The sequence below is a fragment of the Photobacterium pectinilyticum genome (assembly GCF_024357955.1).
Lineage (GTDB): Bacteria > Pseudomonadota > Gammaproteobacteria > Enterobacterales > Vibrionaceae > Photobacterium > Photobacterium pectinilyticum.
The window spans coordinates 1-24218 of sequence record NZ_JANEYT010000074.1 but is presented as its reverse complement, the minus strand read 5'-3'; the positions used below and the strand labels follow the sequence as shown (position 1 = coordinate 24218).

The 24218-nt window shown below is 43.1% G+C and carries 21 protein-coding genes and 1 riboswitch; of the genes, 10 read left to right on the top strand and 11 right to left on the bottom strand.

Translation table 11 applies throughout. The features are described from left to right. Window positions 1-300: 300 nt before the first annotated feature. The 3 genes from NHN17_RS21010 to NHN17_RS21000 form a co-directional block, all read right to left on the bottom strand. A complete protein-coding gene (locus NHN17_RS21010) occupies window positions 301-1206 on the bottom strand; it encodes a hypothetical protein (RefSeq protein WP_255044589.1) in 906 nt (301 codons plus the stop codon). 86 nt (window positions 1207-1292) lie between these two features. Then, window positions 1293-2528, bottom strand: a complete 1236-nt coding sequence (locus NHN17_RS21005) for an anaerobic sulfatase maturase (protein ID WP_255044588.1) — start codon at window positions 2526-2528, stop codon at window positions 1293-1295. Window positions 2529-2618: 90 nt separating this feature from the next. Continuing rightward, entirely contained in the window at window positions 2619-4022 is a 1404-nt protein-coding gene (locus NHN17_RS21000; protein ID WP_255044587.1) for a sulfatase-like hydrolase/transferase, read from the bottom strand. A 465-nt stretch (window positions 4023-4487) separates the two neighbouring features. Between NHN17_RS21000 and NHN17_RS20995 the strand changes: the two genes are divergently transcribed. Together NHN17_RS20995 and NHN17_RS20990 are read left to right on the top strand one after the other, a co-directional pair. Continuing rightward, window positions 4488-5108: a class I SAM-dependent methyltransferase gene (locus NHN17_RS20995; protein WP_255044586.1), complete on the top strand. Its 621-nt coding sequence runs from the start codon at window positions 4488-4490 to the stop codon at window positions 5106-5108. Window positions 5109-5234: 126 nt separating this feature from the next. Then, a complete protein-coding gene (locus NHN17_RS20990) occupies window positions 5235-5483 on the top strand; it encodes a DUF3297 family protein (RefSeq protein ID WP_107347666.1) in 249 nt (82 codons plus the stop codon). A gap of 157 nt (window positions 5484-5640) precedes the next feature. On the opposite strand, the gene NHN17_RS20985 is transcribed toward NHN17_RS20990, so the two are convergent. The 5 genes from NHN17_RS20985 to msrP form a co-directional block, all read right to left on the bottom strand. Continuing rightward, window positions 5641-7050, bottom strand: coding sequence for an amidohydrolase (locus NHN17_RS20985; RefSeq protein WP_255044591.1), 1410 nt, complete (start codon window positions 7048-7050; stop codon window positions 5641-5643). Between the two features lie 185 nt (window positions 7051-7235). Further along, window positions 7236-8573, bottom strand: coding sequence for an MATE family efflux transporter (locus NHN17_RS20980; protein WP_255044585.1), 1338 nt, complete (start codon window positions 8571-8573; stop codon window positions 7236-7238). Between the two features lie 6 nt (window positions 8574-8579). Further along, the gene (locus NHN17_RS20975; RefSeq protein WP_255044584.1) at window positions 8580-9224 is read right to left on the bottom strand and encodes a hypothetical protein; all 645 of its coding nucleotides are present in this window, start codon (window positions 9222-9224) and stop codon (window positions 8580-8582) included. Window positions 9225-9372: 148 nt separating this feature from the next. Next, window positions 9373-10026: a protein-methionine-sulfoxide reductase heme-binding subunit MsrQ gene (msrQ, locus tag NHN17_RS20970; RefSeq protein ID WP_255044590.1), complete on the bottom strand. Its 654-nt coding sequence runs from the start codon at window positions 10024-10026 to the stop codon at window positions 9373-9375. A 38-nt stretch (window positions 10027-10064) separates the two neighbouring features. Beyond that, entirely contained in the window at window positions 10065-11075 is a 1011-nt protein-coding gene (gene msrP, locus NHN17_RS20965; protein ID WP_255044583.1) for a protein-methionine-sulfoxide reductase catalytic subunit MsrP, read from the bottom strand. A gap of 216 nt (window positions 11076-11291) precedes the next feature. Here msrP and NHN17_RS20960 point away from each other — a divergent pair, with 216 nt between their 5' ends. The 3 genes from NHN17_RS20960 to NHN17_RS20950 all read left to right on the top strand — a co-directional run bounded on the left by NHN17_RS20960 (window position 11292) and on the right by NHN17_RS20950 (window position 13304). Then, window positions 11292-11768, top strand: a complete 477-nt coding sequence (locus NHN17_RS20960) for a hypothetical protein (RefSeq protein ID WP_255044582.1) — start codon at window positions 11292-11294, stop codon at window positions 11766-11768. Between the two features lie 98 nt (window positions 11769-11866). Then, window positions 11867-12712, top strand: coding sequence for a patatin-like phospholipase family protein (locus tag NHN17_RS20955; protein WP_255044581.1), 846 nt, complete (start codon window positions 11867-11869; stop codon window positions 12710-12712). Window positions 12713-12761: 49 nt separating this feature from the next. Continuing rightward, complete coding sequence (locus tag NHN17_RS20950) at window positions 12762-13304, top strand: peptide-methionine (S)-S-oxide reductase (RefSeq protein WP_255044580.1); 543 nt, start codon at window positions 12762-12764, stop codon at window positions 13302-13304. Between the two features lie 60 nt (window positions 13305-13364). On the opposite strand, the gene NHN17_RS20945 is transcribed toward NHN17_RS20950, so the two are convergent. Then, window positions 13365-15251 carry a PhoX family protein gene (locus tag NHN17_RS20945; protein ID WP_255044578.1) on the bottom strand — a complete coding sequence of 629 codons (1887 nt, stop codon included), beginning with the start codon at window positions 15249-15251 and terminating at the stop codon, window positions 13365-13367. 228 nt (window positions 15252-15479) lie between these two features. Continuing rightward, a riboswitch (purine riboswitch) is annotated at window positions 15480-15579 on the top strand. A gap of 85 nt (window positions 15580-15664) precedes the next feature. Between NHN17_RS20945 and NHN17_RS20940 the strand changes: the two genes are divergently transcribed. Together NHN17_RS20940 and NHN17_RS20935 are read left to right on the top strand one after the other, a co-directional pair. Next, window positions 15665-16996, top strand: a complete 1332-nt coding sequence (locus tag NHN17_RS20940; protein WP_255044577.1) for an NCS2 family permease — start codon at window positions 15665-15667, stop codon at window positions 16994-16996. Window positions 16997-17516: 520 nt separating this feature from the next. Next, window positions 17517-19091 carry a BCCT family transporter gene (locus NHN17_RS20935; protein WP_255044576.1) on the top strand — a complete coding sequence of 525 codons (1575 nt, stop codon included), beginning with the start codon at window positions 17517-17519 and terminating at the stop codon, window positions 19089-19091. Between the two features lie 148 nt (window positions 19092-19239). On the opposite strand, the gene NHN17_RS20930 is transcribed toward NHN17_RS20935, so the two are convergent. Further along, complete coding sequence (locus tag NHN17_RS20930) at window positions 19240-19983, bottom strand: 3'-5' exonuclease (RefSeq protein WP_255044575.1); 744 nt, start codon at window positions 19981-19983, stop codon at window positions 19240-19242. A gap of 8 nt (window positions 19984-19991) precedes the next feature. Then, a complete protein-coding gene (locus NHN17_RS20925; protein WP_255044574.1) occupies window positions 19992-21872 on the bottom strand; it encodes a DUF294 nucleotidyltransferase-like domain-containing protein in 1881 nt (626 codons plus the stop codon). Window positions 21873-22144: 272 nt separating this feature from the next. Here NHN17_RS20925 and NHN17_RS20920 point away from each other — a divergent pair, with 272 nt between their 5' ends. The 3 genes from NHN17_RS20920 to NHN17_RS20910 all read left to right on the top strand — a co-directional run bounded on the left by NHN17_RS20920 (window position 22145) and on the right by NHN17_RS20910 (window position 24176). Then, window positions 22145-22660 carry a GNAT family N-acetyltransferase gene (locus NHN17_RS20920; protein ID WP_255044573.1) on the top strand — a complete coding sequence of 172 codons (516 nt, stop codon included), beginning with the start codon at window positions 22145-22147 and terminating at the stop codon, window positions 22658-22660. A 224-nt stretch (window positions 22661-22884) separates the two neighbouring features. Continuing rightward, window positions 22885-23649, top strand: coding sequence for a metal-dependent hydrolase (locus tag NHN17_RS20915; protein WP_255044572.1), 765 nt, complete (start codon window positions 22885-22887; stop codon window positions 23647-23649). 239 nt (window positions 23650-23888) lie between these two features. Next, entirely contained in the window at window positions 23889-24176 is a 288-nt protein-coding gene (locus NHN17_RS20910; protein ID WP_255044571.1) for a hypothetical protein, read from the top strand. The last annotated feature ends 42 nt before the right edge of the window (window positions 24177-24218 follow it).

The window sequence follows — 24218 nt, the reverse complement described above, 5'->3', positions numbered from 1 at the left end:
TAGCCATGATAATAGCCTCATGAACTGACTTATCATCAGTATAGTTAACAGGGCTGAGTATTAGTGGTAATCAGGTATGGATATAAGAGTTAAAGATAAAGTAAATATTTAGCATAGGGTAAGAATAATAATTACGTCATATCATCCTACATAAAATATTAATCAGCCTTTCACAGATATAATTATTTTTCATTACAACGACTACTCATTTAATTCCTACCTTGATGATAACGATTATTACAGTTAAAAATTAAACAGTACCTTAGTATTAGTTTTAATAGCTAAGGTACTGTCTTTTATTTACTTAACATTTCCTAATAGCATGTTTTTCATATCTTCTGGGGTCGATAATTTGTTTCCTCCATTGTTGGCACCAGTGATCCACCAATAGACCATACCCGCATCAGAACAATCAAACTTATTGGTTTGAAAGTCTACGACACTGTCATGTTCGACATACGCTAACATGTTCCATATGAAAGCAAAGCCTTTATTATCATGGTTTTTGGCCCAATCCCAGGCATCGGTTGGAGTTTGAAGTTTAACATTCTGATCTCCAATTTGATGTTCGACAACACCAAAGTCGAGAATCTGCTGCCAAGTAAAGAAGTCACCACTGTTATCGTTAAAAGGGTGGTGTGAGACGACATGGACATATTGACGAGATGCGGGATTAGCCGCTTCAAGGGCGTAGCCAATAAGGTCGGGTTCGCCAGCTTCAATAATCCATAATGGATCTGTGTCTGAAGAAGCGTTGATAGCGTCGACTAGATCTTGTGTCGCTCCGGCTTGTTCTGTACGGCAATTGTAGTCTTTACGAAGGTTATCGAATGGTCCAAATAGTTCGATTCCTTCATCAGCCACATATTGTAATATTTTTTGACGACGTAGCTCATTAATGGCGTCAATAGTTTGTATTCCAGGGTTTTTAAAAGGATCAATATCGCATGAGTGAGAAAAGTGAACAAGTCGGTCTGTTAATCCAGAACCACTAAGAATACCAAGTATTACACTATTAGCAGCTATATCATCTGGATCAGGAGAGTTGCCATCACTAACCACCGCCAAACGCCCATTTGGTGGATTTATGATACCGGTGGTAGCGATAGTCGTTTCATCCTTAATTACATTTTGTGTGTTATTATTGTTTTCTGCGAAGCACAATGGAGTCATTATACATAATGCAGCAATTAGCATATTTTTCATAAATATTCCTTATTGTTAACGTAAAGTCTTAGTTAAAATTTCATAAATATATTGTGACGATTAGAGTGCAAAGTGTGCTCAACTATTTATGAAACAGATCTTTTCAATTTATTATTTAGTATGTTTATGTCGTCAATAACATGTTTGAAAAACGTCTGTTGTCCTTTGCAAAGATAATTAAGCCCGGGTTTATTATCTGGTGTTTTAGTAAAACGGTTTCTTGGGCATTCTCCCCCACACAGTTTAAGGTAAGTGCATTGCTTACATGTTGTCGGTAATTTATCTCGCTTGTCGAGACCGAACCTCCTTTGCTTAATAGATGAAATAATATCCGCTTGATGTGTTTTTGTTATATTTCCGAGGTAATAATCTGGATAAACAAAATGATCACAAGAATAAACATCACCATTATGTTCGATGGCAAGTCCCTTCCCGCAGAGCTCATTACTGGTACACTTTTGACTACCAAATCCAAGTAAAATAGCAACGGAATCTTCAAAATTTTCAATAAAAACGTTACCAAAATCATGTTCAATCCACTCTTTCCATATCGCTACAAGAAAGCTACCCCAATAGTCTGGTTTCACCGACCAGTCTGTCACTATCGGTGGGTGTGTTTCTTTTGGTATTTCTAATGAATCGCTCTTAAGGTGCTGATTGTTGGCTATGGGAGGCGCTATTTTGAAATCGACTTTCTGTATTACAGGCGTGAACTGGATAACATTTGGTTTAACTTCATCCCTTATAAAGCGGTATACCTCTAATGGTTTCTTTGAGTTGTCAGCATTTACAGCGCATAGTACGTTAAAATCAATATCATACTTTTTAAGTAACTTAACAGCGTTCATTATTTTGGGATATGTAGATCTTCCACTATTGCTTAACCTGTATTTATCATGGATATTTTTAGGCCCATCTATCGATAACCCAACTAAGAAGTTATTCTTTTTTAAAAACTTACACCACTTTTCGTCAATTAATATTCCGTTAGTTTGCAGAGAGTTAAAAATATCTTGGTCTTTCTTTTTGTATTTGCGCTGAAGTTTAATTATCTTTTCAAAGTAGGGGATCCCAAGGAGAGTCGGTTCTCCTCCTTGCCAAATAAAATCCACATAACTGCAACTTTGAGCTTCTATATGTTGCTTTATATGTAATTCTAGAATGAAATCTGACATTCTTGGCTGAGGGCTTTGTTTGAGTAAATCATTTTTGTGGAGGTAAAAACAATACTGACATTTCATGTTGCATTTAGAGCCAGTTGGTTTAACGACGGCACTAAATTGTTCGATACTGGCCCCTTTCATCAACGGTTCATGTCTCATACAACCTCCCAAGTTTTACCTATTTTAATACTTATGAATGAAAATTTATGTAAGAGGTGCTCAATGTTGTATTGAGCACCTAATAGATTGTTACTTGTTAAATAGTGGTGTGAAGTGAGACATTACCTCTTTATTCTCTTGCGCTACATCGTTAACTTCCCCGGGATCGGTCATGATATTGTATAACTCGATCGGACCATCAACCCCGTAGCGAACAGCTTTCCAATCTCCTCTTCTTGCGGCCTGAAATACTTCACCAACAATACCAGAGTTAGGATCACCTAGTTGTTTGCCAAACTCCCAATATAGTGTTCGTTCTGCTATATCTTCAGGAGTGTCATTTAATATCCCTTTAATCGATACACCATTAGATTTGTATCTTGGGATATCGTTAACTGAAACCCCGGCGAGGGCTGCAAACGTTGGTAATACATCGGCGAAATGCCACGGGGTTTCGTCGACTCTTGCTTTTGTGATTTGTTCCGGCCAAGAAACGATCATGGGTACATGGATACCACCATCATATAGATCGCGTTTTATACCTTGATAGGGTTCTGATGCTTTGAAGAAATGAGGGTCAGCCCCCCCTTCGTCATGCGGTCCATTATCCGAGGTAAAAAAGATGACAGTATTATCTTCAATGCCTTTATCTTTTAATGTTTGGACAACCATGCCGACATAATCATCCAACGCCGTTACCATGCCAGCAAGCGTTGCCTTGGGGTTATCGACTTTCTCTGGGTAATATGCGGCATATTTATCACTGGGTACGCCAGAAGACATTCCTAGGTAGGGCTCCTCTTCAAATACACCATCATAAAGCTTAATGTATTCTTCCGGCGCGGCTAACTCTGCATGAGGAGAGGAGTAATTAAGCATTACGAAGAAGGGGTTATCTCTATCTTCGTTTATATAGTCGATAGCCTCATCGGTAAACATCTTTTGTGCATAAGCACCTTTGTTGTTTGCTTCATTCTCTTCAACTCTGATTTTTACACCATCACGCCATACGACTTGAGGGTATTGTCGGTGCCCCTCAGTGATTGAATACAGTCCAAACCAAGTATCAAACCCCATTGCTAAAGGATCAGTAACCCCCATTTGAGAGCCAATAGAGTATTTTCCAAATAGCGCGGTATCATAATTTGCGTATTTAAGGACGTGAGCCATTGTGATATCTAGTTCACCTAGCTGTACGGTATTAGAGTTATTTGTCATTAACTGACTATCTCTGCCAGTAAAAAGTGAAACCCTAGAAGGTGAACTTACCGTGTTACCTGCGTAAGCTTGTGTAAAGCGGATTCCTTGATTAGCTAATTTATCAAGGTTTGGTGTTTTGATCGGGGTGTTACCATAGGCACCAATTTGGTTAAATCCTAAGTCATCGGTAAGAATAAAGACAATATTAGGTGGTTCTGCTGCAGCAAGTGCTGAAGATGCCATTGATCCAACAAGTGCAAACTTAATGGCTTTAGAGACAATTGATTTTATCATTTGAATCATTCCTTTTATGAACAATGATTAAATATGTTTCTGTGCCTAATCACGTTAAATGACCTAAGGTATTATTACCTTTAAAAAAAGGCCGTTAATTAATGATTGGTGGGTGAAAATTCACACATTTGTTCTTTGCAAGTCACACTTTTGGTGATACTGCCCTTAATCAGTGCAGTTATTATCTCGAAGCAAATTTTTAATATTAACTAAGAAGGGAGGAATTCTGAGATAATAATGTGATATTGTTCTCAAATTAATATTTATATAAAATATATTGACTACGACAAAAGGAAGTATATTGAAATACAGCATAAAGTCATTTTTGTGCTAGGACGCGATTGATAATGGTTAGGGTGAAACCTTATTAGTAAATAATATTTGACTACGAATTAATTGGAGTGCCAAGGTGTAATGTTATTGAGCGAGTTTAATTTTAATATTTAATGTTAATGGAGGTACCGAGTGAAGCCTGACAAAATCGGTAAAGCTTACGATCAAATAACTCACCTATGGCAAAGCAGTGATTTCAATCGTAACAATGGCATTGAAGCACATCAACGGGCACTAACTTTTGCCAAGAACAAAGGGAAAGCACTTGATATAGGTTGTGGCTGTACGGGGCGATTTATTGACTTATTGCAAGGTGAGGGCTTTGAAGCGAAGGGCATCACTGGTATTGATGTATCAGAGCACATGCTATCGATTGTCAGCCAACGCTACCCTGATATTACGTTTGTTCATGCGGATATTTGTGAGTATCAAATTGATGATACCTATGATTTTATCACTGCATGGGACAGTATTTGGCATATTCCGCTGGAAGAACAACGGCAGGTTATTACCAAAATAATCGACAGCCTTAACTGCGGGGGCGTGTTTATCTTTTCTTTCGGCGGAACGGAAGAAGAAGGCGGTCATACTGATGATTTTATGGGGCCAGAAGTCTATTACTCAACGCTTGGCACTAATGGCTTCTTGAATTTGTTCATTGAGCTGGGTTGTATAATTAGGCACCTTGAGTTTGACCAATACCCCGAGTTGCATACTTATCTTATTGTAGAAAAACGTAGTGTTCAAAAGTAACGTGTAGAAAAGCTAATACTATGACTAGTAGGTCAAAATTGCAGCTTAAACTACACTTACAGTTCTTGAGCACCAAGCTCGCATTGTCTACAATGACGCACTTTTTATTTATATCAGGTTATAAACATGAGCGATTCTAACTCTAAACCAGCTTTGCCAGATCATCTAGCGTGCAACCCTCGTAGCCCACACCATGTGGCAGAGTGCTTTGAGCACCAAATTGGTATTCGCCTAAACGGCAAAGAGCGTACAGATGTAGAAGAATACTGCATCAGTGAAGGCTGGGTTAAAATTCCTTCACCAAAAGCCTTGGATCGTCGTGGCCAGCCGATTCTTATCACTCTAAAAGGTACTGTAGAAGTCTACTACGTGTAAGACGCTTATTCTTAAGTCTCTATTACTAAGTGGGTATACACATATAAAGCTTGGCACAGTTCGGGCTCTGTATGTTTCAGTTATACCAAACGCACTAAAAAAACACCGCCGATAGAAGGCGGTGTTTTTATATATTTATTTACGATGTGCTTACGGCTTACTGAACCACTTCGCCGCTTTCGATAACGGTTTTACGTACTTTATCCGCAAACTCAAGCGCTTCTTCACGGATCTTATCTTCATCAACGGTTGTCATGGTGCGATCTTTCATCAAGATATTACCGTCAACAATAGTGTGTTTTACATTTGGCGCATAAGCTGAGTAAACCAGTGCAGAGTATGGGTTGTAAACTGGTACCATATTAGGTGCTTTGGTATCGATAACAATGATATCTGCTAGCTTGCCTACTTCCACCGAGCCGATGGTATCTTCCATATGAAGGGCACGGGCTGCACCGATAGTTGCCATTTCAATAACTTTGATTGGTGGCATTGCAGCACGATCTTGGTTTACTAGCTTATGGACTTTGGCGACCTGATTAAACTCATCAATGGTTGAAATGGTATTACCAGACATTGGACCATCAGTACCTAGACCGATGCGTAAGCCTTCTTCCTGCATTTTCATTGCTGGAGAAACACCTTTTGCCGATTTGATGTTAGCACTCATGTTGTGAGCAATACCAACATCGTGCTTTTTCAGTAGTTCAATGTCGCTATCGCTAACATGGATGACATGGGCACCAACAAGTTTTGGCGTTAGGGCACCGATGTCTGCCATGTATTCAACAGGAGACATGCCACCACTACGTTCAGCGATAACTTCCTCTTCACGATCAGATTCTGCAAGGTGGGTCAACACAGGTACGTCATACTTCAAAGACAATTCAGTGATCTTTTTCAATGTCTCTGTGGTGTTAGTGTAGGGTGCATGCGGAGCAAATGCCGGCGTGATTCGAGGGTGATCTTTATATTCCTCGATGAAGTTAACGGCATATTTGATGCCTTCATCAGCATTTGCTGCATCGGCGACTGGGAACATAATTACTGTTTCACCCAAGATGGCACGCATACCAATTTCATCAACTGTTTTTGCCACTTCATCTTCGAAGTAGTACATGTCGGCATAGGTGGTTACGCCACCTTTCAGCATTTCGACGTTACCTAGCTGAGCACCGATGCGTACCATATCGCGAGAAACCAGATTCTTTTCTAACGGGAAGATATAACGGTGCAGACGATCTGGCACATCATCAGCAAGCGAGCGGAAGACCGTCATGGACACGTGGGTGTGGGTGTTGATAAGGCCCGGCATGACAATATCGCCATCAGCATCGATAATTGTCTTCGCCTCAAATTCTTTAAGATCGCTGCCGTCAGTTACTGCGACAATTTTATTTCCTTTAACCGCAACAAGACCATTTTCATAAACGTTTTTGTCTTCATCCATGGTGAGGACTGTGGCGTTTTTGATGAGTAAGTCGACATTTTCAGCGGCTACGCTAGTTGCACTAGCAAGAGAAGCAACAGCAAGAGAAACGGCTACAAGCGTTTTTTTGAACATGATTATTACCAGGCATCAATGAAATTGCGCAGATAATACCTAATAGCAATGTATTGAAAATTAGTATTACATTCTCTAATGGCAATTTGTGAGCATGGTCACTGTTTGGCGGGTGATTATTTACAAAGCGAAGAATAAAGCAGCGAAAGTGACAGGGCGAAACGTTTGCGTCGCCCCGTTCTGAGTGTTTATGTCTGTTTTATATGTTGCTTGCGTAACGCATATACCATCCATATTGTCAGTACACTGCTACATAGTGGTAGAGCTATCCAGACGCCGTCGACACCCAGCAGTTTCGCTAAGCTAAAAATGAACAGGCTGATCAGGATAAGTTTGCCGCCGGACAGCATGGAGGCTTCTCGAGCACGGTTGATCGATTGGAAATAGGTCGCACCTACCAGCAGCATACCTTCCGTTGGCAAGCCCCAGAAATAGTGCTGAATACCGTTAATTGCGACCGGGTGTAGGGCGGGGTTATCACCGGCAAAAGCGTACACTAGCCAATCGGGATAGCTGTAAATAAATGCGACACCGATGAGCGCAAAACCAAGCGTTGTCGCAAAGGCGAGGTTTCTTATGGCGATTACTCGGTCGTGTCGACCTGCTCCAGTGTTGTAGCTGGTGATCGGTTGGATCCCTAATGCTATTCCTTCAAAAATAAGATAAAAGAAGGCTTCGGTATAACTCACAATCCCGTATGCCGCGACATGGATTGGTTTGCCTACCCATAGAAAGGCTTTATTGTGCAGTGTAAGCACCACAGACAAATATAAGTACATCAGTAAGCTGGAAAAGCCGAGCTGGCAAATTTGACCTACATCGTGCCACCTCAAACGAAGTGTTTGCCAAGTAATTCGCAGTTGGCTCTTATCTGAGAAAAAGTGCTGAAGGCAAAGTACGGCTGTTGCGAGTTGTGAGAGCATGGTGGCGATGGCCGCACCGGTAAGCTCCCAGGGAATAACAACAATAAATAACCAGTCCAGCACGACATTAAGCACACCGCCAAGGATCATGATCAAAGTAACACGTTTGGGTTGTCCGTCATTTCGTAGCAGGGCCGAAAAAGCCATCGAGGTGATAGGGAACGCACCAAGGCTGAAATACCAAAACAGATAGTCCGACGCCATCTGTAATACCTCCCCTTCCGCGCCTAACCAGCGAAGTAAGTCATCACCGTAAAGCACACCGATAGAACAGGCGATTAAAGATATCACGACACACAGTGATAGGGCATTACCTACAATATTCTTAGCCTGTTGTTCATTGCCTTCACCTAATTTTATCGACACCAAGGCCGAGGCCCCCATGCCGACCATGGCACCAAGCGCATATAGGAGCGAACCAATAGGGTATCCAAGCATAATGCCGGCAAGGCCATTTTCGCCGATGAAATGACCGACAAACATGCCGTCAATGGCGACGTAAATCCCGGTTACCAGCATGGCGGCAATAGTAGGAATGGTATAACGCATGAAAAGGCGACCGATTGAGTCGTCCTTCAAGGATAGGTGTGACACTGATGACATGGTTGACTACTTATGCAAAGGTATAAAGGCACTCAACAAGAGGTATTTAAGTACTGTCTTATTGTTCGTTTCACGTTTTAGGGGGTGGTGGAGGTGGTACTCACCGTGGGACATATGATGCCCGTCATGTAGCTGCTCCGCTAAGCTGTTGGTTGAGCTTAGTAGCTTGATACCATCAGTGATGTACTCTTCAATATTTTTAGGTAATTTCCCTAACCACCAAGCAGGGATCTCTTTACTGGCTTTGCTGCGGTCAAACCAATGATCGGCAACGACGACAATGTAGGTTGGTTTTACCGGAGCAAGAGTGGTTCTTACATCCGCAATAGTCTTAATCAACCCTTGCCTGCAAGCCTTGTTAGCACTGAGCAAACGGTGAGCAATAACAGCAATGGAAAACTCTGTTGTGTCGATAACGAAAACAGGCTGAGATACTTGTTCGTCATTTTTGTGTTGCGAAAAGTGAGCGTCGAGTCCTGCTTGTTGCAGGGTTGCCATGATCCTGCGACACAGTGCCATACCAAGATGATTTTCACGCATCCCACGGTTGTGGACCGTCGGATAATGCTGCGCACAAAGCTTTGAGCAGTCCTGTTGAAACTGCTCGATGCTTGTTGAAAGGTAATCAGAAATTAGTTGTTCAGAAAACAAGGTTGCCCCACTAGCTCACAACATGACTGGAGTGGGAAACCTATTTCTCCAGTCTAAAAGTCCTGTTCGGACGTCGATTAATATATCGTATCAGAAAAATAGCGAACAGCACCTAATATCAGCAATTTAGTGAGTGTAAAACAGTGACTTATTTAACACGAACCAGATTAAACCTAGCAGTAAGTCCTTTAGTCAGCGCTTTGTAGCGAAAAGCCAATAGCCCGATTGAAATAGAAAGGTAGATCATGGGTTCGATGAGCCCTGATTTTACCGACCAGATGTAATGAATGGGTACCAGCAAGGTAGCGAGGTACACCCAGTTATGCAGTTTTTGCCAGTGCTTACCCATACGTCGCTGAATGCTTTGGGTAGAGGTGACTGCAAGGGCGAATAAAATCACCCAACTGACAGCACCGATAGTGAGGTATGGCCTGCTTATAATTTCGTCGAGCACCAATGACCAGTTGAAATTTAAATCAAGTACTACATAACCTGTCAGGTGAAGCACGGCCCAGAAAAAGCAGTACAAGCCTAATAAGCGACGAACACGAACAAGCATTCCAGCTTTCAGGAGTTTGGCTATGGGCGATACACACAAAGTCAGTAGCAGGGTATTCAGAGCTGCTTTACCGGTGAAGTGGCTGATCCCCTGTATTGGGTCAGCACCTAAGCCGCCAGTCAATGTCAGGTACACAAGTTGTGCGATAAAGATCAGTGACACACCGTGTATCAGTACTTTGAGCCAAAACACTTGGCGTGGCGTCATCTTTAATCGCCATTGAGTCGTCATTTGTGATGGCATCATGTTCTCCTGCCTAATATCTATAATTAAAGCGATGTCTAGAAATTACGTTTGAGATCCAGACCTTTATACAGCGAGGCGACTTGTGTCTCATAGCCGTTAAACATCTTGGTAGGTTCTCGGCGGCTACTAAAGATGCTGCCTTCACCAATAAAACGTTCACTGGATTGACTCCAGCGAGGATGATCGACTCTTGGATTTACGTTGGCATAGAAGCCATATTCGTTAGGTGCCAGAATATTCCATGTCGTTGGTGGCTGTTTGTCTGTAAGGGTAATCTTGACCACAGACTTAATACTTTTGAAGCCGTACTTCCATGGCACGACCAGTCTTATCGGCGCACCGTTTTGTGGTGCCAACGTTTTGCCATAAAGACCTACGGATAAGAGAGTGAGTGGATTCATGGCTTCATCCAGCCGTAAGCCTTCAACATATGGGTAATCAATGCCACCACCTAAGCGACGGGAGGCTTGCCCTGGCATTTGTTTGGGGTCGTAAAGGGTTTCAAAGGCGACATATTTCGCGCTACTGAGTGGCCCTGCTTTTCTTAACAACGAGGCGAGGGGAAAGCCTAACCAAGGAATATTCATCGACCAAGCTTCAACACAGCGCAGGCGATAAATTCGTTCTTCGATAGGAAAAGAGTTAAAGATATCTTCATAACCTAATGTGATCGGATTACTGACCAAACCGCCGATATCGATATTCCATGGGTTGGTTTTGAAGTTTTGGGTTCTTTCGGCAGGATCGGACTTGTCAGTCCCAAATTCATAAAAGTTATTGTATTCCAGTACCTTGTTTTCAGGAGTCAGTGATAGCGACGTATTGGAGTAGGATGAAGAGCGTGAAGTCAGTGCTCGGCGTTTATCAACTGTCGCTTCTTTCTTGCCAAAGCCATCAAAAAGGCCTGCTTGGGCGGTTTGTGCAAGGGGTAAGCTTGCCGCAGTAATACCCAATGCTTTTAAAATGGTCCTTCTTTGCTTGTAGATAGCTTCTGGTGTGGCCTCGTTCTCACTCAAAAACAGCGGTGAGGGTTTCTTTATGAGCATTGAATATTCCTTTATCAAAGATGATGTTAAACAAGTAGACCTAGCCACTTACAGATAAATTTCACGATATAGTGGGATTTCGTTACTAAAACGAGTAAGGTCAGCGAACTCAGCCTATGGCTTATCTTGTTAAATACGGTGTAATAACGGTTCGTGTTTAAACCAAAGTAAGTATTCTTCTGGCCATGAAAAAGAATAGTGGGAAATCATAGCGATATGTCGAAAATGAACGAATTTAATGCCAACATTGAGCTGCAGCACATCTACCTAGAAGCACACAGCGAACGCTATTACTCCCTGGGGCAGTACTTTGAGGCATACTACTGTTATCGACATAATCTGGTGACTCGACAAGGAAAGCCGGACTGGCAGCAGTTATTCACCTTTGCCAAGGGGTCCCTTAAAGCGAAAGCATGCTCGGTGCGCAAAGAGACCATTAAAGAATTGGTACTTCCGTTATCCGTACTTACAGGGAAGCTCAAAACATTAGTTCGCGATGATGAATTGACGGTAGAAGCGATAGGGAAGCTTTTAGATAAACATTTGGAATACGTGATCCTGTCACGTTGTGAATTGCAAAAGCTCCACAAGTTAGGTTATGAAAACCGTATGCCACCATCTTTCTTTCAGCCAGACAATGCGGAATACCAAAACCCAATGAGTCGATTTACTTTGGCAGAGATCCAATTTTAAGCAAAGCATTCTCATGTTGCGCGAAGAGTTGCTTGGCTTCAGTTTTTGTTTAGATTATTTTGTCCTAAACTGCCTGAAAAAAAGGAATTTTAGACAGTATGCTCATAGAGGGAAGCATTGGGGTAAAGTCAGCTTTAATTGTAGAGGGCGGGGCGATGCGCGGTATTTTTGCCGCTGGTGTGCTCGACCATTTCTTTGAGATAGAGCACCGCCCATTTGATTTCTGCATCGGTGTGTCAGCCGGTTCGACAAATTTAGCCGCATGGTTGGCAAACCAGCCTGGCCGTTCACACCGTGTTATTACCGATTATTCTTGCCGCAAGCCTTTCATTGATTTGCCGAGATTTTTCCGTGGTGGTCACTGGTTGGACATTGACTGGCTTTGGGATATCACGATTGATGAAATTCCAATTGATGGCTGGGAATTAGAGCAGCAACCGATACCTCTGTTTGTGGTCACAACCAATGTGGCGACTGGAGAGGCACATTACATTGAGGCGACAGAGCAAAACCTTAATCAATTATTAAAAGCATCTTGTGCTGTTCCTATCGCTTATCGTCACTATCCTGAAATGGATGGTTTTCACATGACCGATGGTGGTGTGGCTGACTCTATTCCTGTCATTAAAGCTTATGAGATGGGGGCTCGGGACATTACCGTGGTGCTTTCGCGCCCGCATGGTTATCGGAAAAAGGCGCCCAAAATTCAGTGGTTAGTGAGAAAGCTGTTAAACGATACCCCTTGTCTGGCTGAGGCAATGATGAAGCGTGCAGACACGTATAATCAGGCCATTGACTTTATTGATAACCCACCTGAAGACTGCCGTATTAATGTTATTGTACCGCCGGTGGAGTTTGAGGTCGGCCGAGTTACAACAAACAGTCAAAAATTGCAAAAGGGCTATGAGCAAGGTATTGCCGCAGCGAAACGGCTTAAAGTCTAATACCAAGCTACACTTCGTTTGTGAAACAGACTGAAGGTGTATATCTAATATGATGAAAACACTGCAGCTTGGTTTTTCGGGCAGTTGCTACTGGTGCATGGAAGCCGTGTTCCAGTCCCTTGATGGAGTAATATCAGCAGAGCAAGGCTGGATGAGTGCGGGTAATGGTAATGATCGCTATGAGGCCGTTCTGGTAGAATACGATCCGCTTACTCTCTCTATACCAGTTTTAGTCGGTGTTCATCTACACACTCATCACGCGACCTCAAGCCACCCACTTCGTTGCCGTTATCCATCTGCAATATACACCTACACGGAGTCACAGAGGCTGGTAGCAATTGAAGCGATAGCACTTCATCAAGAGGATTTTTCTGAACAGTTGGTAACAGGTGTTGAGGAGGCAGGGTCGTTTACTCCCTGTGAGGACGAGAAACAGGGGTACTATTTCAATCACCCTGAGCGGCCGTTCTGTGAAGGTCAAATTGCCCCTAAACTACATGTTCTTTTGTCTCGATTCGGGATGTATGTCAATGCTGAAAAAAGACAGATCATCGAGCAGGCGAGTAAAGGTCTGTATTATCCTGATAGCTGATGAAAAAAGGCGGATCCGATGATCCGCCGAAAGAGCTAGTGAGCTATGGTTCTTTTTATATTAAGCCGCGCCGATAATGCCGCCATCGATACGCGTGATTCGAATGACAGAAGAGCGTGGAATTGTATTACCGCCATTAGGGAAGTGAGAAGGCGCTAGATCTTCACCAGGATGCTGGACGCCGATGAACATGGTTTTCTGGTCTGGGCTGAACGTCAGACCTGTAATTTCACAAGCGATGGGCCCGGTTAAGAAGCGGCGAACTTCACCGCTGTTAGGATCCCCACACAGCATTTGGTTGTTACCCATGCCGGCAAAATCCCCTGTGTTGGAATACTTACCGTCAGTTTGGATCCATAAACGACCTGCGTTATCAAAGCCGATGCCATCAGGACTGTTAAACATATTATCGGCATTAATGTTGTCGCTACCCGCCATCAGGCCTTCATGTACGGCCGGATTACCAGCAATGAGGTACAGATCCCAGTCGAAGTTATTTGAGGTGTGATCTTGACCTGAAGGCATCCAGCGTACAATGTGCCCATATGGGTTCTTTTCTCGTGGGTTGACTGCATCAACCGGCTGGTTAGCTTTAACACCACGGTACTTGTTGTTAGTCAGGGTGCAGAAAACGTGTTGGTTTTTGGGATTTACAGCAACCCATTCAGGACGGTCCATGGTGGTTGCACCGACTTGCGTTGCCGCTTTACGGGCAAAAATCAGCACATCAGCTTGGCTGTTAAAGCCATTTTCTTTCGTTAACCCGTTTTTACCAAACGTCAGCTCAACCCATTCCCCTTTACCTTGCAGTTCACCTTCTTCGGCGTTGAACTTAGCAACGTATAGTGTGCCTTCGTCAAGTAGGTCACGGTTGGCACTTGGATTGTTGGCATCGTATTTGTTCTTAGAGACGAAGCGGTAAAGGTGCTCGCCACGTTCATCATCACCTAAGTAAACCACTATATAACCGTCATTGTTGACCGTTAAAGCCGCGTTTTCATGTTTGAAGCGGCCCAGTGCAGTGCGTTTTTTCGGTGTTGAATTTGGGTTCATCGGATCAATTTCAACGACCCAGCCATGGCGATGAGGTTCGTTAGGGGTTTTCGCTAAGTCAAAACGGTCATCGTGCTTGTACCAGTTATAGCCAGAATCCGTTGTTTTTAAACCATAGCGTGCGTAGTTGCTATCTAGTGCTGGTTTTTCTTTGGATCCAAACAAACCATTGAAGTTTTCTTCGCAGGTAAGGTAAGTGCCCCATGGCGTCTCGCCATTTGCACAGTTGTTGAAGGTGCCAAGGACGTTGGTACCTTTAGGATCCGCCGCCGTTTTTAATCGATCATCACCAGCGGCAGGACCGGTTAATTCCATTTCGGTGTTGGCAGTAATGCGGCGGTTTAAACGACCATCAAGATTGACTTCCCATTTGCCGTCCACTTTTTGTAATTCAACGACAGAGATGCCATGTGCATTTTGTGATTTAAGTACGTCGTCAGCAGACATCTGTTTGCCCTGATGGGTAAACAGGTATTCATGGTTGGTGTACTCGTTATTGATAGATAGGACACCACGATCATCGCTGATCTGGAAGAAGGTCATACCGTCGTTATTATCACCAAACTGACGAGCTTGTGCCTTGCTATTCGCATTTTGATTAAAGGCAGGGGCATCTTTGAATAAAGGATCACCCCAGGAAATAAGCACATCAGCCTGATAACCTTTGGCAACGATCACTTTGTCTTCAGTTGAGGCGGAGATAGCCTCAAAGCCAATAAGACCGTTGTTGTCTTTTGTTTCCGCAATGGCGCTAGAAAGCGGGGTGGCTCCAAAAAAAGCAACAGTGCTTGCTGCCGACGTGGCTTTTAGAAATTGGCGGCGGTTCAGGCCTTTTTCGATGATTAGATTAAATTCTGGCTCTGCTCGTTGAGAATAATCCGTTTTGGCGGTCATTTATTGCTTCCTTTTTATTATCGCATTTAAGGCTATCATGCATTTTATTGCCTGTATGCTAACGACTGGTTGTGACAGAAATGTATCATTTTGGTGAACATCGCTTTACGTAATGAAAGTAATTAATCGGCATCACCGCAAACGTTTGCCCTCAATTGTTTCAAAGTGTTTCAGAGAGCGCTTATTTAAAATTACAACGTTGAATTCAAAACTTAGATCATTAAAATCCGCGCCCAAGAATTATTAAATTGTATATTTTTGGTGAGACGGACCAAAAGTTTCTACTTCAGGACCTATTCTTGAAACTACAATTTATCTGTAGCCAGTTAGTTATACACCTTGGTTCAGATGTCTTACTCTAAGTATCTATTTAATAATGTCTTTCCTGTGCTTTTTACCCTTAGGGATTTGTTGTGAATTTGGATAAGATATTTAAACTTTCTGAGCGAAAGACAACTGTTTCGACCGAAATGTATGCAGGTTTTATTACCTTTTTAGCGATGAGCTACATCCTTGCAGTTAACCCTGCCATTTTAGGGGATATCCCTGGTATGGATAAGGGCGCGCTTTTCACAGCAACCGCGATTGCATCTGGCATCGCAACATTAGTGATGGGGATTTGGGGAAATTACCCTGTTATGTTAGCGCCGGGCATGAGCATGAACGGCTTCTTTAAAGGTATCTTGTTAAGTGGTGCAATCGCTCTTGTATGGCACGAAGCACTGTTGGGTATCTTCATTTCCGGTATCATTTACCTTCTGCTTAGTCTGACTTCACTCCGTAAGAGTTTGATTGAAGCTATCCCTGAAGATCTTAAACTGGCTATTTCGGTTTCTCTTGGCCTGTTCATTGCGTTTCTCGGTCTGAAGAATGCAGGAATTATCGTATCTAACCCTATCATTCTGGTTAGCCTTGGTGATATACGAGACCCGCAAGTTGCGATTGCCTATATCTCTATCTTCATTGCTCTGGCTTGTATGATCCGTAACATTAAGCTGGCAACTTTCTTTGCCTTCATTTCTGCGATTGTACTTACCGTGGTTGCAGATGTGTTGATGGGAACGAATAACGCCCCTATACCTGACTCGATTGTTTCTCTGCCACCGAGCATTGCACCGACCTTTGGTCAAATATTCAATTTCTCAGGGTTTACACCTGAAAAAGTATTTGATCTGGTGTTTGTTGTGTTGGTTTTCTTGATTGTCGACTTTTTTGATGGTCTCAGCACCATTGTTGGAGTTGGGCGCGATGCGGGAATTATTGATAAAGACGGTAAAGTGCCTAACGCAAAATCTGCGCTAATTGCTGATGCTGGTGGTACGGTCGTCGGTGCGGTATTAGGTACAACTTCTGTAACTGCGTTCTCTGAATCAGGTATTGCCTCGTCTCAAGGTGCGAAAACCGGTTTGAGTGCTGTTGTTGCTGCAGGACTTTTCTTTGCTTCATTATTCTTCTACCCAATATTCTCTGTTTTTTCGGCTGCTATGGTTGCCCCTGCAATGGTCGTTGTCGGTATCTACATGATTGGACGAATTGCGAAGATCCGTTGGGATGTGATTGAAGTAAGAATCGCGTCCTTCTTTACGATTATGTTTACCATTTTGTCATTTTCTCCTGCGAATGGTATGGCAATGGGCTTTGTGAGTTATGCGTTCTCTATGGTCGTTGCTGGCAAAGGCAAAGACGTTCACCCGGTGATTTATTCTCTGGCTGCCATGTTCCTCGCATATCTATTATTTATCTAATACGGATAGAAAGCGCATCGACGAAAGCGGCCTCAAGGCCGCTTTTTGCGTTATTAGCGCTACTGAATTCAAAGTGTTGTTTGGGAATAGGGGGGAGTACAACCTTTGCTTATAATACCAACCTACATAAATACTTGATCAACGACTTACCCAGATTGGTATAACAAGCAGCTTTTAAAATATTAGTATCAAACAAGTTGCGCATTTGGTTGCAAGTAAAAGCATGACCCATAGAGCAATAAAGGTTAGTTCACAAAATAAATTGGTTGTCGCGGTATGCTATTGGTGAGCATAAAACTAACATATTGTGGTTAATTTTTATGCTTTAGTCATTGATTTATAGCAAAACTTGACACTCTAGGGGTGGAAATGGTTTGATCTATACATCACCTTATTATTTACAGGGCTAACTATTTTGCGGCGCGACTTTACTGAAACATTATCTTGCCTACCAAGCTAACCTTATTGGTAGGTCAGATAATGCTTCCGAAAGGCTTCGGTGCAGTTTTAGGGAAATACAATGAAAAAAGTTGATAGATACAGTATAGATAATACGGATTATACGGTAGGTCAGGATAACATCCAGAAGTGGGGTTTTGATGTTCATAACCCTGTATTCGGAACCAGTGCTGGTTTAATCGTTCTATTCATCGTTGCGGTTCTTGTGAGTGACCCAACGTCAGCGAAAGCGGCTTTAGATGGTGTTAAAAACGGCATCATCAACAACTTTGATGCTTTATTCCTTTGGGCGGGTAATATTTTTGTTATCTTCTGTCTAGGGCTTATTTTTTCGCCATTCGGTAAAATCCGTATCGGTGGTCAAGAAGCTGAAACTGATTACTCGCGTATGTCATGGCTAGCAATGCTATTTGCTGCCGGTATGGGTATCGGTCTGATGTTCTGGAGTGTGGCAGAGCCAGTGGCCTATTACACTGGCTGGTTCGGTACACCTCTTAATGTTGACCCGAATACGCCTGCTGCTGTTGAGCTTGCTTTGGGCGCGACTATGTACCACTGGGGTCTGCACCCTTGGGCTATTTATGGTGTCGTAGCGCTTTCTCTAGCGTTTTTTACCTACAATAAAGGCCTACCGCTATCGATTCGCTCAATTTTCTACCCAATTCTTGGCGATCGTGTTTGGGGTTGGCCTGGTCATATTATTGATATCTTTGCGGTAATCGCCACCTTGTTTGGTCTGGCAACATCCCTTGGTTTGGGCGCACAACAAGCTGCAAGTGGTATTGAACACGTGTTTGGTATCTCTGGTGGTATTGGCCTGCAAATCGCTGTTATCGTAGTTGTGACCTTGCTTGCGGTGATTTCTGTTGCTCGTGGTATTGACGGTGGTGTTAAGCTGCTAAGTAATATCAACATGCTTATCGCTTTGGCGTTGTTGGTATTTGTTACTCTTGCCGGTTTTGCTATTTCAATGGGGACGGTACCGACAACAGTGGCGGGTTATGCGAAAAACTTCTTTTCATTGAGTAACCCTCATGGCCGAGAAGATGAAGCATGGTTGCACGGCTGGACTGTTTTCTACTGGGCTTGGTGGGTTTCTTGGTCTCCATTTGTAGGCATGTTTATCGCGCGAATCTCAAAGGGGCGTACTGTCCGTGAGTTTATGGTTGCCGTACTAATTGTTCCTACGCTGGTGACTACACTGTGGATGTCAGTATTTGGTGGACAAGCCATTGATCAAGTGATTAACGGCATCGGTGCTCTTGGTGAGAACGGTTTAACTTCAGTGCCGCTAGCGATGTTTGAAATGTTTGAATCTCTGCCGCTAAGTAATTTGTTGTCTGTGACTGCCATTATTTTGGTTATGGTGTTCTTTATCACCTCTTCCGATTCCGGTTCGCTGGTTATCGATAACATCACGGCTGGTGGTAAGATTGACTCACCAATGCCACAGCGCATCTTCTGGGCATTTATCGAGGGTGCTGTTGCTGCTGTTCTACTTTATGTAGGTGGTACTGAAGCTATCGAAGCGCTTCAAGCGGGTGCAATTTCAACCGCACTACCGTTCGTATTCATTCTGTTGCTAATGTGTGTCAGCCTTGTCATGGGCTTCACCACTGAGAAGTATCAGAAATAAAAACATTTCTCGATGAGACAAAAACGCCGTCATCATGACGGCGTTTTTTTATATCTTGATATTGGGAAAAGCGTTATACCAATCTGGATAAGTAATTGACCTATGTATTACGCAGGAAAACTGATCAAATGCTTATTTAGGTTGGGTTTTATAGCCAGATTTCTGAAATAGGCGTATCCGGTGTGAAGTGATAGGCAATCTGAGCTTGTAGTAATTCCGCAGTGGCGAGGGCGTCGGTCACTGCATGGTGAGGGGCGTAATCCGGAAGACTGTAACGCTGTCTTGAACGCGCAAGCCGTACTGATCCAGGTCGGTTGCCTTTTAAACGGTTGATGAGCCCGCCGTTAAAGCGCTGTTGAACTGCCATTTCAATTGCCATGGTATCGACGACCGGGAAGTGTATGCCTTCTTCTAATCGGCTGATCAGAGCTTGATTCATAAACTCACGTTCGATTTTTTGATAATGAACCACCACAATTTTACCCGCTAGGGCATTGAGTACTCGCTCTAAGACTTTCAGTAGATCAGGGGCATTCTCTAAATCGGAGTCGGTAATGCCGTGGATGATCACCGATTCTTCGTTAAGAGGCCGATGAGGGTTCACCATCCATTCTGCAGATTCTCGACACCGGATTCTCTGTAGAGTGAATGGCACGAGACCAATACTGATGATTTCGTCTTTTTTGGGATCAAGCCCCGTTGTTTCGAAATCTAGTGCGACGAAGGGCACTTCGCTAAGTGGGGTATCACCACTTATCATCGGTGTGGAGTAGAAGTTTTTTAGTCTTTCATCACGAGTCTTATCGAGAAGGGTCTGAAAAAACGTTGGCCAATCCGGTGTGCTGCGTGTATTCAGTAGTTGTCGGTGTTGTTTGGGTTTGTTAAATGCCATGCTGCTTATCACCGACGGTTACCTTGGTAACGGAATTTAATGAAGTTCTGAGCATTGCTCAGAATTTGGAATGCCGCCTTAAGGTTACGGCGCTCAAAGTCAGACATATTTTCTGGCTCGATACTGTTATCAGCGTCAATCCCCGCTTCAATATCTAATGCCTGGTGACGGATACGAACCATGTAGATCAACTCCATAGCATCGCGTAAATCCTGTCCACGACCTTTAGGTAAAATACCTGCTTCTATTACATCGTCCAATCGCTCGAATGAGTTTTGTGAGCGGGAACCGACAGCAAGGGCATGAACACGGATCAGGTCAGCCAGCGGGGCAGTACCACGACGTTTGAGGTTGATAGAGTTATTGTGCCTGCCATCTTTTTCCATCACAAAGTCTTTGAAGAAACCTAACGGTGGTGTTCGGCTAATTGCATTACGGGCTAGACACGCCAAGAAGCGGTTATTTTTACGTGCTCGTCGAACAACGAAGCTATTTAATTGTTCCGCCCATTTCTCGCGACCACATACCCCAGACAGATCAAAGAAGATGGAGCTGTTAAGTAGGGCTTGTGGTTTAGGGTTATCAATCCACTCGGCAAAACATTCTTCCCATTGTGAGCGTGTTTTTCGCCACTCAGGATTGGTCGCCATGATATCGCCGGTACAGTAGCTATAACCGCATGCAGCAAGGCCGTCACAAACAAACTGGGCGAACTTCTCAAAGTATTCGCCATGTAAGGCTTCATCGTAGCTATCATCGAGGATCAAGGCATTATCTTGGTCAGTCACAATCAGTTGCTCGTCCCTTGCCATCGAGCCCATAGCCATTAGGCAGAATGGGATTGGGGCTGGGCCAAGCTCTTCCAGAGCTAATTCGGCTAGACGTTGTTTGAAACTGCGGCCAATAACGGACAGTGCACTGCCAATCATATGGGCATTGGCGTCTTCATTAACCATACGGACGAAACAGTTTTTCACTTCTTCGGAGACGACTTGCAGCTCTTCAACAGATTGCTGTTGGAAAATAGTACTGACTAACAATAAGCTGTTTTGAGATTCATAACGGACGATATCAGTTAAGCCTATGATACCTATCGGGTGCTTGTTTCTTAACACCGGAAGGTGATGTACATTGTAGCGAAGCATAGTGAGCATGGCTTCAAAAACATACGCATTGTAATCAAGCGAAATCAACTCTGTACTCATGACTTCCGAGACCGGCGCTGAGGTATCTAAGCCCTTCGCGATGACTCGAGCGCAAAGATCACGATCAGTGATGATACCGACCAATGGGTCGTAATCATCATCGTCATCATTATCGCTTGGTTCAACAATTAGCATTGCCGAAATGTTTTCTTCCGCCATGGTGATTGCAGCAGTTTGAATACTCTCGTCTCGACTGGTTGTGACAGGATCGCGCGTCAGCAGAGTGCGAACCTTGGACGTGGTTAGGTCGTTTTCTTTCTCTTGGGTAGAAACGACATTGCGCAATCTTGCACTATCTTCTAACTCAACGAAATCAGCAAAGGTATCGTGTTCATCACACAATTTGTTGAAGATGTCCTCAGGAATACAATACACCAGAGTATCTTCGATGGCTCGGGCTGGCATCCTGATTTTATTGTTCATCAACAACCCCATTTGACCGAACAAATCACCTTCATCAATTCGGTTATACAGCTCACCCTTACGCCGGTATATCTCTACAGCCCCACTTCTGATGAGAAAGAGATCATGAATTTCGTCACCAAAATTCAAAATCATTGTGTCGGCACGGTAATATGCGACCTCAATGCTATGGGCTATTTCTTTTAATGACTCTTCCGGGAGTACCTTAAAAGGGGGGTATTGGCTGATAAAATTGAGAATTTCCAGCTGTTCGGCTTCCATCGTTTGATCCGTAATGCTTTTGGAGAATGGCTAATAGTATACCTAATTCAGCAAAGAATGCTTGTACCAGCAAGTTGCACCTCTCACTATATAATTGAAAAAGAAAGGGTTAGGAAACCATTTTTGCCTCTGGATAGAGTCAGCATATCGGTGTTCTTCACTAAACCATTACAAATAAAGCTAGCGTCTTGTGATCTTGATAGGTAATTTTGTATCCAATTAACGCCAAGGTGCTTGGTTGAGCAAGAAGAACCTGGAATATAGGAAGTGAAATGCATATTAGATACTGCGCGTTCGACCAACATGCACACGAGATGCTGGAAATTTTTAATGACGCCATTTTGAATACGACGGCTCTTTATGAATATGAACCACGGACGATGGAAGTGATGGCGCTGTGGTTTGAGTCAAAAACTGAAGGTGACTACCCGGTAGTTGGGGCGTTTGATGATTCCGGTCGGCTAATGGGTTTTGCATCATTTGGTAAATTCAGAGAGCAACCGGCTTTTCAGTTTACTGTTGAACATAGTATTTATGTATCAAATGAGTCTCGTGGCAAAGGGGTTGCGATGGAGTTGATGAAAACCATCATTGTATTGGCTTCTCGCCAAGGCTATCGCTCATTAATTGGTGCGATAGATCTAGAAAATATTGCTAGTTTACGGCTACATCAAAAGTTTGGTTTTGAAGAAGTGGGCATTATTAAGAGTGCAGGCTATAAATTTGAACGCTGGTTAGACCTTGCATTTTATCAGTTAACGCTTGATTTATCGTTCGCGGATGCATGATTAAGTGTCAGGTCGATGTCAAAAATGAGCAAAAAGTGATCATGTGATTAGTTTGAAGCATTAAAACATTGTTTTTTGGTACAGTGTTCGCCTTGTAATACAGTATACTGGTTATTTATCCAGTTAACGAGACAGTGGCAGTTACACACTAAGATTACAATGAATAATGTGGGTAAAAATACCTGGTAATTGGGTGATGGAACTGTCTTGTATATGTGATTACAGTGGCTAATTTCAACACACATCTTGGAACAGCCGCACTTACGAGTAGTTTGGCGGCTACAGCTCTGCTTTCAGCAGGGCACATTGTGCCGATCACAGCATTATGGTTAATGCTGTTAGGCACGATTGGCGGTCTGTTGCCGGATATTGATTCCGACAACTCGACGTCAATGAGCACTCTTTTCCGTTTCTTTGGTGGTTTGATCACTTTCAGTTTTGTCGGCCATATTTATCAGTTGGTGTCGATGCTGGAGTTGATCGTTTATAGCGGGTTCTGTTACTTAACCATCCGCTATAATTTTAAGTCATCGTTAGAAAAAATCACGATCCACCGAGGTTGTTGTCATTCATTGGCTTTTATTGCTGTTGCAGGACTATTCACTGTTTGGCTAGTCTTCCTGCTCGGATACAGTGATATCACTGCTTGGTTATCCGGCGTCTTTATATTTTTTGGTGGTGTTGTGCATCTTTCGCTCGACGAACTTTACAGTGTTGATTTGGCAAATCGTCGACTCAAATTATCATTTGGCTCTGCGATGAAAGTGTTCTCACCAAAAAATCCATTTATTAGTGCATTCCAGTGCTTGCTGATAGCAATTTTGTACCTTCATGGGCCATCGTTTGACAATACCTTGAAGCAAGTCAGTAACTGGAGTGAATTCCGGTTTAAACCTGAATGGCTTAATAGAGATGAAGTCATGCAGTTTTTTGATGAGGTTATCACTTCAACAAAAAATGCAATGGATCAAAACTCTAAGCAGGGGTAATAAATTGGCGGTGCATAAACACCGCCTTTATTAATGGGGTAGGGGGATGAATTATTGACGTTTTGCCGTCAATAATTTAACGGCATGATCGTGTTGATAAAAATCAAAATAGCAGTGCTGATTCATGGTAAAGTTACATTCCTATTACGATTTTTTTATTTATACTCATGCATTTTACTCTCAATAATATTTCTGTTCGGAAGCAGGTGCTCGTTCCTGTCTTGTTAATATGCGTTATTATGGCGATCGCTTTTGCTTTCGTAACCAAAGAATCCCGCTCTCAGCGTGCTCAGGCTAATGAAACGACTGTTTCGGCTCTAGCGCAAAAAACGCTGTCCCAGCAAATACTTGAAAATAGTTTTAATGCACGAGTTAGTGCTATTTATGCACTCTATGACTCATCAGCATTCCAGAACTTGGATATTGCTGTGAACCAAGAATTTGACCAAAGCAGAGTATTGCTTAATCAGCTGTCTCAAACCGCAGCACTTATTATACCAAACTGGAAAATTAACTGGTCAGGTTGATCCACTCTCTTGAACACATTTTTGATACCCTTTGGGGACTCG